The organism is Ralstonia edaphi, assembly GCF_958350185.1.
GTDB classification, from domain to species: domain Bacteria; phylum Pseudomonadota; class Gammaproteobacteria; order Burkholderiales; family Burkholderiaceae; genus Ralstonia; species Ralstonia edaphi.
On sequence record NZ_CATWHI010000009.1, the window covers coordinates 126,598 to 139,376 of the forward strand.

The window sequence follows — 12,779 nt, forward strand, 5'->3', positions numbered from 1 at the left end:
TCGGGCGGCGTCCCACCCAAGCCGAGGGTGTTTCGCGCCGCCCGCGCAACTCAAATCGACAGGCAAAGCTTGCCGAAGTGCTTGCCCGCCGCCTGATGCGCAAACGCGTCGGCAATGTCTTCCAGCGCGAACGTCCGATCAATCACCGGCTTGATGCCGGTCGCCTCGATGGCGCGCACCATGTCGCGCTGGTGGCTTCGGCTGCCGACAATCAAACCCTGCAGCGTCTGATGCCGTCGCATCAGCTCAACCGTCGGCACCGGGCCGGCAACGCCGGTCAGCACCCCGATCAGGGCGATATGCCCGCCCGTGCGGCACGCCTGAATGGATTGGCCGAGCGTGTCGGGGCCGCCCACTTCGATCACGTTGTCCACGCCCCGGCCGTTCGTGTACTCGAGCACCTTAGCCGCCCAGTCGGTATCGCGCCGATAGTTGATCGTGAAATCAGCGCCGAGCGCCTGGGCCCGTGCCAGCTTCTCGTCGGAGGATGAAGTTGCGATCACCGTTGCGCCCATGCTCTTGGCAAATTGCAGCGCAAAGATCGACACGCCGCCCGTGCCGAGCACCAGCACGGTGTCACCGGCCTTCAAGCGCGCGTCGACCACCAGCGCACGCCATGCAGTGAGGCCTGCCGTCGTCAGCGTGGCCGCTTCGGCATGGCTGTAACCGCGCGGCGCATGCGTGAACCAATGCGCCGGGCGCACGACGTATTCGCGTGCATAGCCGTCGACGCCGTCGCCGGGCACGGTCGCAAAATCGGCGAGGGTCGGCCCGCCATCCAGCCAGGTCGGAAAAAACGTCGAGACGACCGAATCGCCCACGGCAAACTCATCCACGCCTTCGCCCACTGCTTCCACCACCCCGGCTCCATCTGACATGGGGATGCGGCCGTCGGCACTCGGCATGCGGCCACTGACCACGCCCAGATCGTGAAAGTTGAGCGAGCTGGCATGCACACGCACGCGGATTTCTCCGGCGCGCGGCTGGCCGGGGTCGGGCAGATCGACGAGGTGAAGTTTGTCGAGGCCAGCGGGCTGGCGCAGGGTAATGGCTTTCATAAAGACGATGTCCTCAGTGAGAAGGTTGCAAAGGCAGCGCTGCAAAACTTGCAGCGATACCGCATTGCAGGCATTGTCACGGCGTACCTCCTGCTTCGCAAGAACGTACAATTTTCACAGGTACTATCAATTTTGTAGGTATAAAACCATGCGTCTGAAACGTCTGGACAGCAAAAGCGGCTGTGCGGTCGAAGTCACGCTTTCCGTGATCGGCGGCGTCTGGAAGCCCGTGATCCTGTTCCATCTACTGCCCGGGAAGAAGCGCTTCATGGAACTGACGCGGCTGATTCCCAATGCGACGCAGCGCATGCTGACGTTGCAATTGCGCGAACTCGAGGCGGACGGCGTCATCGCGCGGCATGTCTATCCGCAGGTGCCGCCCAAGGTCGAATATGCGCTCACCCCGCTTGGCGAATCGCTGGCGCCGGTGCTCATCAGCCTGCGCGAGTGGGGCGAGTCGTATCGCACGAACGAGATGTCTCGCGAGGCGGCCGTAGCGCCGGAGTGCGCGCGTAGCGAAGCGATAGCGACTTGAAGTCACACAAGGGCCTCCAAAAAAGAAGCCCGTCAAAAGCGCGGCGTTGCCGCGGCCACGTCGCAGTACGACACAGGAGGCGCTCGCCATAGACCGCGCCATTGATCGGCTGCGGCACCATACGCGCAGTTGACGCTGTCGACCATCACACCGACCTGCACGTTGATCGTGATGCTTTGGAAGCAAGCCTCCAGCAGATTGCGCGCGTGCACGCATCCGGAATTCGTCTTTCGATATGACATCGCGCGATTGCGGATTGGCAACACCGCGCCAACGCCAAAGACTGAATTCAATTCTCTTTACAGCTCAGAGACTTAGCGTGAAACGCGAGCATTGAAATATAGATGCTCCGATTTCTACGTATGCCGCTGCGCATGGTGCGACGCAGAATGATTTGCAGGCGCAGGACATGGCTCAAGGCCGGCCGCGCTCATGCATTCACATCGTTCCGTCGATCGCGCAAGCGCAGAGGTACTCACAATGAGTCGCAAGTTCAAGGTCGTGGCCGTCTCGGGCAGCGTGCAGCGCCCCTCGCGGACACTCGTTCTGGTCGAGCAACTGCTGGCCGCCCTCGCCGAGGTTCTTCCCATCGATGTCCACCTGATCACGCTCGAAGAGCTGGCGCCAGCCATTGGTGGCACGTCGTATCGAGACCAGCTGCCGGGCCGGGTTCAGGCGGAACTTGCCGCCATTGAATCGGCCGATGTGCTCGTGGTCGCGAGCCCCGTGTATCGCGGCTCATACACGGGTCTGTTCAAGCATCTTTTTGATCTGGTCCACCACGAAGCGCTCATCGACGTGCCTGTCCTGCTGGCAGCCACGGGCGGCAGCGACCGTCACGCGCTGGTGATCGATCACCAGCTGCGGCCGCTTTTCAGCTTCTTCCAGGCGCGCACATTGCCGCTGGGCGTGTATGCATCGGAGCAGGATTTCAGCGGCTACGACATCACCAGTCAGGCCCTGCGTGACCGGATCGCCCTGACCGTCACGCGTGCGTTGCCGCTGCTGAGCACAGCGTCGGCCGCAGACCTTCGCACCGTTCGGGTGGCGCAAGCCGCCTGAAGCGCCGCTTCGTTCGTTCCCATCCCGCACTGAGCAAAGGACCATCGCGATGAGCCAATCTTCTTCCAGCGCCACTATCAAGTTTGCCTACTGGGTGCCGAACGTCAGCGGCGGCCTGGTCGTCAGCACCATCCCGCAGCGCACCGATTGGAGCCTCGAATACAACCAGAAGCTGGCGCAGACGGCAGAGAAAGCCGGCTTTGACTACGCGCTCAGCCAGATCCGTTTTACCGCCGGCTACGGCGCCGAGCATCAGCACGAATCAGTGTCGTTCAGCCAGGCCATCCTGCACGCCACCACCAAGCTGAAGGTGCTGGCCGCCATCCTGCCGGGCCCCTGGCATCCGGCGGTGGTGGCCAAGCAGTTGGCCACGATCGACCACATCTCCAACGGCCGCATCGCCATCAACGTCGTCAGCGGCTGGTTCAAGGGCGAGTTCCAGGCACTCGGGGAGCCTTGGCTCGAACACGACGAGCGCTATCGCCGCTCCAACGAATTCATCCGTGTGCTCAAGGGCATCTGGACGCAGGACAAGTTCACCTTCAAGGGCGACTTCTACCGCATCAACGACTACACGCTGAGCCCAAAGCCGCTGCAGAAGCCGCACCCGGAGATCTTCCAGGGCGGCAGCTCGCGTGCCGCACGCGACAACGCGGCCAGCGTATCGGACTGGTACTTCACCAACGGCAATACGCCGGAAGGCATCAAGGCGCAGATCGACGATATCCAGGCGAAGGCCCGCGAGAACGGCCACAAGGTCCGCATCGGGGTGAACGCCTTCATCATCGCGCGCGATACCGAAGAAGAAGCCAAGGCGGTGCTGGACGACATCATCAAGCATGCGCACGTGGAAGCCGTGCATGCCTTTGGCGATGCGGTGAAGCAAGCCGGCAAGGCATCGCCCGAAGGTGAAGGCAACTGGGCGAAATCCACGTTTGAAGATCTCGTTCAATACAACGACGGTTTCCGCACCAACCTGATCGGCACGCCGCAGCAGATTGCGGAGCGCATCGTGCACCTGAAGTCGATCGGCGTTGACCTGATCCTGGCCGGCTTCCTGCACTTCATCGAAGAAGTCGAGTACTTCGGTCGCAAGGTGCTGCCGCTGGTGCGCGAGCTGGAAGCCCAACGCGCTGCCACAAGCGCTGCCTCAAGCGCCGACACGCGCGAGGCCGAGGCCGCCCCGTCCGCCGCCTGACCTGATACCCGCGTTTCCCGCACGCGCCCGCTCAGTTGAGTGGGCGCGGGGGAATTCTGTTGCCTGTCGCTTTGCGGAGACCGCCATGTCTCACACGTCCGCTGAACTTGCTGCCCCGCCACCGCCGCTCGCACGCTACGCCGACACGCGTAACGCCGATGCGCCATCGCCTGCACGCAGCGTTGACACCCATGCCGTGCCGGCCGCGGCACCCGCGTTGCGGCTGGCCGACATCGACCTGTCGTTCGGCGGCATTCAGGCGCTCAAGGGCGTCGAGCTCACGGTGGCCCGGGGCGAGATCCGCGCCATCATCGGTCCCAACGGTGCGGGCAAAAGCTCGCTGGTCAACATCATCAGCGGCCTGTACCAACCGGACCGCGGCGGCATCTGGCTCAATGGCCGCGCCATGCGCAAGGTGTCGCCGGCACGATTGGCCGGTCTTGGCATTGCGCGCACGTTCCAGAACCTGGCGTTGTTCAAGGGCCTGAGCGTGCGCGACAACATTGCGCTCGGCCGCGTACAGCACACCCGCTCCGTCTTCGTCGAGCAGTTGATCGGGCTGGGCCGAGCGCGCCGCGAGCTGGCCGATGCGCGCGAGCGTGCGGAACAGGTAATCCACTTTGTCGGCCTGGGCGACGTGCAGGACCAGCTCGCGGGCACGCTTTCCTATGGGCTGCAAAAGCGCGTTGAACTGGCGCGTGCGCTGGTCGCGCGGCCACGCCTGTTGCTGCTCGATGAGCCGCTCGCCGGCATGACGGTGACGGAGAAGGTTCAGATGGCCGACCTGATCCGCGCGGCGCGCGACCAGTGGGGCACCACCATCGTGCTGATCGAACACGACATCGGCATCGTGCTGGGCCTGTCCGATCGCGTGGCGGTGCTCGACTACGGCCGCAAGATCGCCGACGGCACGCCGCAAGCCGTGCGCGACGACCCGGCCGTCATCGATGCTTACCTCGGCGTCGCACACGACGCGCCAAGCGCGGCGGAGGCCCAATGATGGGCGACTTCGACCTGGCGTTCTTTGCCGAGGTGTTGGTGGGCGGCCTGCTGTCCGGCGTGATGTATTCGCTGGTGGCGATTGGCTTTGTGCTGATCTACAAGACCTCGGGCGTGCTCAATTTCGCGCAGGGCGCGCAGCTGCTGTTTGCTGCGCTCACATTTGTCAGCCTGCTCGAGCGCGGCGTGCCGTTCCCGCTCGCGTTGCTGCTCACCTTCACGTTGATGTTGCTGCTGGGGCTCGGGATCGAGCGCGCGGTGCTGAGGCCGCTGGTCAATCAGCCGCCCATCACGCTGTTCATGGCGACGCTCGGCTTGTCGTACGTGATCGAGGGCGTGGCGCAGCTGGTGTGGGGCACGCAGGTACACGAGTTGAACCTCGGCATTTCCGATGCGCCGCTGCAGATCGGCGGCATCCTCGTCTCCAGCTTTGACCTGTTTGCCGCCGCCACTGCAGCCGTCATGGTGACGGCGCTGTCGGTGTTCTTCCGCTACACACGCGTGGGGCTGGCGTTTCGTGCCGTGGCGGACGACACATTCGCCGCCATTGCCGTGGGCTTGCGGCTACCGCGCATCTGGGCAACGGTCTGGGCCACAGCCGGCGTCATCGCCCTCGTGGCGGGGCTGCTGTGGGGCGCGCGCCTGGGGGTGCAGTTCTCGCTGTCGCTGGTGGTGCTCAAGGCGCTGCCGGTGCTGGTGCTGGGCGGCTTCGATTCGATCCTGGGCGCGGTGGTCGGTGGCTTGATCATCGGCGCGCTGGAGAAGCTCGCCGAGGTGTACCTGGGGCCATTTGTCGGCGGCGGCATCGAGAGCTGGATCGCCTATGTGGCCGCGCTGGCCTTCCTGCTGGTCAAACCGGGCGGGCTGTTCGGCCTGCGCCCTGTCGAGAGAGCCTGAGCCATGTCGACTGCATTGGACGCCCCATCCGGGCACACCACGCGCCCCTCCACTGCGCGGACGCACCTGCCCTGGCCAGCGTGGGCAACGCCCGCGGCAACGCTGCTGCTGGCCTACGTCGTCGTGCCGCTGGTGGCATCGGACTATTGGCTGGATGCCATCCTCATTCCGTTCCTCGCGCTGTCGCTTGCGGCGGTGGGCCTGAACCTGTTGACCGGCTACGCGGGGCAATTGTCGGTGGGCTCGGCCGCCTTCATGGCAGTGGGCGCGTTCGCCGCGTACAACTTCAACCTGCGCGTCGACGGTCTGCCGCTGCCTGTCAGCATCGTGCTGGCCGGGCTAGCCGCCACCGCCATCGGCGTCGCCTTCGGGTTGCCGAGCCTGCGCCTGCGCGGCTTCTACCTGGCCGTATCGACCCTCGCCGCGCAATTCTTCGTGCAGTGGGCACTGACCAAGTACGGCTGGTTCAGCAACAACAACGCATCGGGCGTGATCGACGCGCCGCCCATCGTGGTGGCGGGCTTCGCGTTCGACACGCCAGCGCTGCGCTACGTGTTCGCGCTCACGGTCGTGGCGATCCTCACGGCACTCGTCTGGCGACTCGTGCAAACGCCCACTGGCCACCATTTCATTGCCGTGCGCGACAACGAAATGGCGGCACGCGTCACCGGCGTGCCGGTACTGCGGACCAAGCTGCTCGCCTTTGCCATCTCATCGTTCGTCATTGGCGTGGCGGGTGTGCTGTGGGGCTTCGTCTATCTGCGCACGGTGGAGCCCGCGGGCTTCAATCTCGATCGATCGTTCCAGATCCTGTTCATCGTCATCATCGGCGGCCTGGCGACCATCCGGGGCGCGTTCCTGGGCGCGGCGCTGGTGGTGGTGTTTCCGCTGCTGCTGTCCCGCTTTGGCGCGTTCGTGTTCGGCAGCCGGTTCGACTCCGGCGTGCTGGACCTCAGCCAGCGCATCGTGATCGGTGCGCTCATCGTGGCCTTTCTGATTGCCGAGCCGCAGGGCCTTGCCGCCCTGTGGCAGCGGGTGCTGCGCCGGATAAGTCATGTCGTGCGCCCCGCTTCCCGACGCTGATTCCGCCCTCTGTCTCCACTCAACCTACGTCGCATCGATACCAGGAGCATCTGCACCATGTCCCTCCCCCGCACCATCAAGATGGCGTTGCTGACCGGCGCGCTGGCCCTTTCTGGCCTGACCGGTCTGGGCATACAAGCCGCCCATGCGGATGAGCAGTTCTTTCCGCTGCAAAGCTACCGCGTCGGCCCATATGCAGCCGGCGGCACGGGGTTCTTTGGCGGCTTCATCGATTACCTGAACCTCGTCAACACGCGAGACGGCGGCGTGGGCGGCGTCAAGCTCACCTGGGAAGAAGGCGAAACGCAGTACGAAGTGGAACGCGGCGTGGAGGTGTACGAACGCCTGAAGACCCACCCCGGCATCGCCACATGGAATCCGCTGTCGGTCGGCATTGCGTATGCGCTGCTCGACCGGGTAACCGCCGACAAGGTGCCGCTGATCACCATCAACCACGGCCGCACCGACACGACGGACGGCCGCGTGTTCAAGTACATCTTCCCGCTGCTGCTCAACCCGTACAGCGAGACCTCGGGCATCGTCAACTACATCGGCACCAAGGAAGGCGGCGTCGACAAGCTCAAGGGCAAGAAGATCGTCGTGCTGTATCACGGCTCGCCGTACGGCAAAGAGACGATCCCCATCTATGAACTGCTGGCGAAGAAATACGGCTTCACGGTGCAGCAGATCGAAGTGCCGCACCCGGGCAATGAGCAGCAGTCGCAATGGCTGGCCATCCGCCGCGCCAAACCCGATTACGTCGTGCTGCGCGGCTGGGGCGTGATGAACCCGGTGGCGCTCAAGACGGCACAGAAAACAGGCTTTCCGGCCGACCACATCATCGGCAACGTGTGGTCCAACTCCGAAGAAGACGTGATCCCGGCCGGCGATGCCGCCAAGGGCTACGTCGCCATCACGACGGTGGCTGCGGGTGCGCAATACCCGGTGGTTCAGCAGATCACCAAGACGCTGTACGACCACGGCAAGGGCAACCTGCAAGACAAGAAGCGCATCGGCAGCGTGTACCACAACCTGGGCGTGCTCAACGGCATCCTGAACGTGGAAGCCATCCGCATCGCGCAGGCCAAGTTCGGCAAGCGCACGCTGACCGGCGACGAAGTCCGCTGGGGCCTGGAGAACCTGAAGATTGACGAAGCCCGCGCCGCTGCGCTGGGCGCCAAGGGCCTGTTCCATTCCATCAACGTCACGTGGGACAACCATGAAGGAGACGGCCGCGTCGCCTTCCAGCAGTGGGATGGCACGAAATGGAATGTGATCTCCGACTGGATCGCACCGGACTGGAAGCTGCTGCGGCCCATCATCGAGAAATCGTCGCTGGCGTATGCCAAAGAGAAAAACATCAAGGTGCGCACGAGCATCAACGATTGAATTCCGCTGTCTCTCCACCCTGCCCGACCCACCCGGAGGTTCGCCATGACGCAGCCGCACGCCGAGACCCTGTTCGGCGCTCCCTACGAAACCCTTGCGCAGAAGTACCGCCCCGTCTTCCAGCGCATCCGCGATACCGCCTTGCAGCGCGAGCACAACCGCCAGCTCGGCGTCGACGCCATCCAATGGCTCAAGCAGGCGGGCTTCGGCGCGGTGCGCGTGCCGGTGGAATATGGCGGCGACGGCGCCACGCTGCCCCAACTGTTCCAGCTGCTGATTGAGCTGGCCGACGCCGACTCCAACATCGTGCAAGCGCTGCGCGGGCATTTCGCCTTCGTGGAAGATCGCCTGAACGCACCGCGCGATGCCGGCAACGAAGTCTGGCTGCGGCGCTTCGTGGCCGGCGACCTGGTCGGCAACGCGTGGACGGAAGTCGGCGACGTGGCCATTGGCGATGTCATCACTCGCATCTCCAAACGGGACGGCCGCTGGGTTGCCAACGGGCGCAAGTACTACAGCACCGGAAGCATCTTTGCCGATTGGGTCGACCTGTATGCGCGCCTGGAAGACGGCACCGACGTGATCGCCGCCGTCAGCTCGCACCAGCCCGGCGTGACGCACCACGACGACTGGAACGGCTTCGGCCAGCGCACCACCGGCAGCGGCACCTCGGTGTATGAGAACGCCGCCGTGGAAGACGAGAACATCTTCCCGTTCAGCAGCCGGTTCAAGTATCAGACCGCGTTCTACCAGCTGTTCCACCTGGCCACGCTGGCCGGCATTGCGCGCGCCATCACGCGCGAGGTTGCGCAGCAGGTGCGCGAGCGCAAACGCATCTTCAGCACCGGCAACGCCTCGGCGGTGGCGCAAGACGTGCAGGTGCAGCAGGTGGTTGGCGAGGTGTCGGCATTGGCCTACGCGGCGGAGGCCACGGCCATTCGCGCCACCTTCGCCGCGCAACGTGCCTATGACGCCCGCTGGGCCGGCGACGCTGCGCAGGAGCGCCGGGCCAACATCGACGCCGAACTCGAATCCGCGCAAGGGCAGGTGGCGATTTCCGATCTCGTGTTGCGCGCGTCCACGCAGTTCTTCAATGCGCTCAGCGCATCCGCCACGGCCTCGGGCAAGGCGCTGGACCGCCACTGGCGCAACGCGCGCACGGTGGCCTCGCACAATCCGCTGATCTACAAGGCGCGCATCATCGGCGACTGGCACATCAACGGCACCGAACCGCCGTATGTCTGGCAGATCGGTGCGGGGCCCGGTACCACGGCGACACCGCCCATCGCCAAAGCGGCCTGAGCGTGATGACGATGCGCGATCCTGCTGTGCTCCTGCACGTCAACGGTGTCGAAGCGACGTACCAGAATGCCATCGTCGCCCTGCACAACGTGAACCTCACCGTGCAACGCGGTGAGGTGCACGCACTGCTGGGCGCAAACGGCGCGGGCAAGTCGAGCACGCTCAAGGCGATCTCGAACCTGCTGGTGCTCGAACGCGGACAGGTCACTGCGGGCACCATCCGTTTCGACGGGCATGACGTCGCCCGCACCACGCCTGCGCAGCTGGTGCGCCTGGGGCTCGTTCAGGTGCTGGAGGGCCGGCGCTGCTTTCCGAACCTGTCCATCGAAGCGAACCTGGTTACCGGTGCGCTCGGGCGCAGCGCTTCGCGCGCGGAGACGGCCGTCGACCTGGAACGCGTGTACGCGATCTTTCCGCGCCTGAAAGCACGGCGCCGGGTTGCCGCCGGCCTCACGTCGGGCGGTGAGCAGCAGATGGCCGCCATTGGGCGCGCGCTGATGTCACGCCCGCGCCTGCTGGTGCTGGACGAGCCGTCGATGGGCCTCGCGCCCCTGGTCGTGCAGGACATCTTTGCGAGGCTGCGGCAGCTCAATCGTGAAGACGGGCTGTCGATCCTGGTGGCCGAACAGAACTCCACGGTGGCCCTGCAATACGCCGATCGCGCCACGGTGCTGGAGGCAGGCGTCACCGTGCTCAATGACACGGCTAAGGCGTTGCGCCAGCGTGAGGACATCCAGCATTTCTATTTCGGCCGCGATGTTGCGCACCAAGCACCAGCCTTGGCGTGAGTGGCGTCCATTCGTCTTTCCCGAGTGTTCATGACAACAGAAACGGCAATCTTTCCTGACACCGAAACCCTTGCAGTGCCGGCGCCGCCATCCGCCAAAACACTGGCTGCCGAGTTCGCCCGGACGGCGGTGGAGCGCGATGCCGCGGGCGGCACGCCCTTGGCCGAACGCGACGCGTTGCGGCGCAGCGGCCTGCTCTCCCTGGCGATTCCCAAGCGCTATGGCGGGCACGGCGCCAGTTGGGCCGAGACGTTGGACACCGTGCGCGAGTTGGCACAGGTGGACAGCTCCATCGCCCACGTTTACGGCTTCCACCATCTGCTCTTGGCGACCGTGCGCCTGTTTGCGCGGCCAGACCAGTGGGAGCCGTGGTACGAGCAGACCGCGCGCAAGCACTGGTTCTGGGGTAACGCACTCAACCCGCTGGACGATCGCACCGTCGTGCGCCGGTTCGACGGCTGGTACGAGTTCTCCGGCAAGAAGAGCTTCTGCTCCGGCGCTTTGGATTCGCAAATGCTGATTGCCTCGGGCATCGATGAACACAGTCGCAAGCTGCTGGTTGCAGCGGTGCCGACTGCACGCGCCGGCATCACGCTCAACCACGACTGGAACGCCTTCGGGCAGCGCCAGACCGACAGCGGCAGCGCGCTGTTCGAGAAGGTCCGTGTGGAAGAAAACGAACTGCTCCGCGATCCGGGGCCGCTCACCACGCCTTTTTCGTCGTTGCGCCCGTTGCTGGCGCAGCTGGTGTTCGTGCATCTGTTCCTGGGTCTGGCAGAAGGTGCGTTCGAGCAGGCCCGGCACTACACGCTGCACGAGGCGCGACCGTGGCACCGCTCTGCAGCAAAGCGGGCGAGCGAAGACCCGTACACGCTGGCCCACTACGGTGAGTTCTTTGTCGGCCTGGAGAGCGTGCGCCTGCTGGCGCGGCAAGCGGCCACACGGTTTGACGAAGCGTGGGTGCAAGGCCCCACGTTGACGGCTCGCGCGCGCGGCCACGTGGGTGTTGCCATCGCCACCGCCAAGGTCGCAGCCACGCGGGTCGGGCTCGATCTGACCAGCCGAATGTTCGAGACCACCGGCGCACGCGCCACCCACGGCGCGCTCGCGCTGGACCGCTTCTGGCGCAACCTGCGCACGCAGACGCTGCACGACCCTGTCGACTACAAGCTGCACGAGTTGGGCGACTGGGCGCTGAACGGCACGCTGCCCGAACCTTCTTTCTATTCCTGATCCCACGCGCTGAATGGAAAATCATGGCGACGTTCCCTGTATGGCCTCCGCCGCCTGGCCAGGAGCCGGCGGCCAGCACGCCAGAATGGATCTTCGAAGACCCGCGCTCCCGTGCCCTGCTCGATGAAGTCGAACAGGTCGCGCCCAGCGACGCGGCGGTGCTGATCTCTGGCGAAACCGGCACGGGCAAAGAGCTGATTGCCCGCTACCTGCACAACCGCAGCGCGCGGCAGGGTGGTCCTTTCGTGGTGGTGAGCTGCGGCGCCTTCTCCGACACGCTGGTCGATGCAGAACTCTTCGGCCACGAAAACGGTGCGTTCGCCGGTGCATTCGGCACGCAGGTGGGGTGGTTCGAGCAGGCGAACGGCGGGACGATCTTCCTCGACGAGGTCAACGACCTGCCCTTGCCTGTGCAGAACAAGCTGCTGCGCGTGCTGCAGGAGCGTGAAATCGTGCGCCTGGGCGGGCGCACGCCCATTCCAGTCGATCTCCGGATCGTCGCGGCCACGACCGTCGACCTGGAAACGCTGGTCCAGGAGAAGCGCTTTCGCAAGGATCTCTACTACCGGCTGAATGTCGTCAACCTCAACGTCCTCACGCTGAAGGAGCGTCCGGGCGACATCGTTCCGCTGGCACGCTACTTCATCAACACCTACAGCAAGCGACTCGGCCACGCGCGCGCGACCCTCACACCGGCGGCCGAACGCCTGCTGACGCAGAGCCCCTGGCACGGCAACGTGCGCGAGCTTGAAAACGTCATTCATCGGACGCTCCTGCTCTGCGATGGAAACACCATCGACGCGTCCGACCTGCGGCTGTCCAGCCGCCCTGCCAGTTCCCCGGCCCAGGCGGTGGCACAGGCCCGGCCCGAGACCGAGCCGCCAACGGCCTCCACCGCCCCGCCGACCGCGCAGCCGCCCGACACGTCCAGTGCAGACGAAGCTGCCCTGCTATGCCAGGCGATCCAGCACCTCTGCAACGACAGCGTCGGGAATGTCTATCAGGTGGTGGAAGACGCGCTGTTCCGCGAGGTATTCCGGTACTGCCACTACAGCCAAAGCGACGCCGCGCGCGTGCTCGGGGTCAGCCGCAACGTGGTGCGGGCCCGGCTGATTCGCCTGGGCGAGGTTGGCGCGCCGCGCACATCACCCTTTGCCTCAACGCCCGCAACACCGGCACACGAAGACGTGATGGGCACGTAGCTTGCTTGCCAGCGTGGGTTGCTTTCTGCGTTA

At 65.0% G+C, this 12,779-nt stretch carries 13 protein-coding genes; 11 read left to right on the forward strand and 2 right to left on the reverse strand.

The window, feature by feature from the left end:
* Nucleotides 1-50: 50 nt before the first annotated feature.
* On the reverse strand, nt 51-1,058 hold the full coding sequence (locus R2669_RS23730) for a zinc-dependent alcohol dehydrogenase family protein (RefSeq protein ID WP_316902306.1): 1,008 nt from the start codon (nt 1,056-1,058) through the stop codon (nt 51-53).
* A 148-nt stretch (nt 1,059-1,206) separates the two neighbouring features.
* Here R2669_RS23730 and R2669_RS23735 point away from each other — a divergent pair, with 148 nt between their 5' ends.
* Nucleotides 1,207-1,593 carry a winged helix-turn-helix transcriptional regulator gene (locus tag R2669_RS23735; protein ID WP_316902309.1) on the forward strand — a complete coding sequence of 129 codons (387 nt, stop codon included), beginning with the start codon at nt 1,207-1,209 and terminating at the stop codon, nt 1,591-1,593.
* Between the two features lie 32 nt (nt 1,594-1,625).
* Here the strand turns inward: R2669_RS23735 and R2669_RS23740 are convergent, their stop codons facing one another.
* Entirely contained in the window at nt 1,626-1,805 is a 180-nt protein-coding gene (locus R2669_RS23740; RefSeq protein WP_316902310.1) for a hypothetical protein, read from the reverse strand.
* Between the two features lie 268 nt (nt 1,806-2,073).
* Between R2669_RS23740 and msuE the strand changes: the two genes are divergently transcribed.
* The 10 genes from msuE (at nt 2,074) to R2669_RS23790 (ending at nt 12,746) form a co-directional block, all read left to right on the forward strand.
* Nucleotides 2,074-2,655, forward strand: coding sequence for an FMN reductase (msuE, locus tag R2669_RS23745; RefSeq protein WP_316902311.1), 582 nt, complete (start codon nt 2,074-2,076; stop codon nt 2,653-2,655).
* Nucleotides 2,656-2,704: 49 nt separating this feature from the next.
* On the forward strand, nt 2,705-3,853 hold the full coding sequence (gene sfnG / locus R2669_RS23750) for a dimethylsulfone monooxygenase SfnG (RefSeq protein WP_316902312.1): 1,149 nt from the start codon (nt 2,705-2,707) through the stop codon (nt 3,851-3,853).
* Between the two features lie 85 nt (nt 3,854-3,938).
* Nucleotides 3,939-4,853, forward strand: a complete 915-nt coding sequence (locus R2669_RS23755) for an ABC transporter ATP-binding protein (protein WP_316902313.1) — start codon at nt 3,939-3,941, stop codon at nt 4,851-4,853.
* Nucleotides 4,854-4,867: 14 nt separating this feature from the next.
* Complete coding sequence (locus R2669_RS23760) at nt 4,868-5,749, forward strand: branched-chain amino acid ABC transporter permease (RefSeq protein ID WP_316902351.1); 882 nt, start codon at nt 4,868-4,870, stop codon at nt 5,747-5,749.
* Between the two features lie 3 nt (nt 5,750-5,752).
* Nucleotides 5,753-6,832 carry a branched-chain amino acid ABC transporter permease gene (locus R2669_RS23765; protein WP_316902314.1) on the forward strand — a complete coding sequence of 360 codons (1,080 nt, stop codon included), beginning with the start codon at nt 5,753-5,755 and terminating at the stop codon, nt 6,830-6,832.
* Between the two features lie 81 nt (nt 6,833-6,913).
* Complete coding sequence (locus R2669_RS23770; protein WP_430708841.1) at nt 6,914-8,221, forward strand: ABC transporter substrate-binding protein; 1,308 nt, start codon at nt 6,914-6,916, stop codon at nt 8,219-8,221.
* A 6-nt stretch (nt 8,222-8,227) separates the two neighbouring features.
* On the forward strand, nt 8,228-9,523 hold the full coding sequence (locus R2669_RS23775) for an acyl-CoA dehydrogenase family protein (RefSeq protein ID WP_430708842.1): 1,296 nt from the start codon (nt 8,228-8,230) through the stop codon (nt 9,521-9,523).
* An 11-nt stretch (nt 9,524-9,534) separates the two neighbouring features.
* A complete protein-coding gene (locus tag R2669_RS23780) occupies nt 9,535-10,311 on the forward strand; it encodes an ABC transporter ATP-binding protein (protein WP_316902318.1) in 777 nt (258 codons plus the stop codon).
* Nucleotides 10,312-10,341: 30 nt separating this feature from the next.
* Nucleotides 10,342-11,544, forward strand: coding sequence for an acyl-CoA dehydrogenase family protein (locus R2669_RS23785; protein ID WP_316902320.1), 1,203 nt, complete (start codon nt 10,342-10,344; stop codon nt 11,542-11,544).
* Between the two features lie 23 nt (nt 11,545-11,567).
* Nucleotides 11,568-12,746, forward strand: coding sequence for a sigma-54 interaction domain-containing protein (locus tag R2669_RS23790; protein WP_316902322.1), 1,179 nt, complete (start codon nt 11,568-11,570; stop codon nt 12,744-12,746).
* Nucleotides 12,747-12,779: the final 33 nt, after the last annotated feature.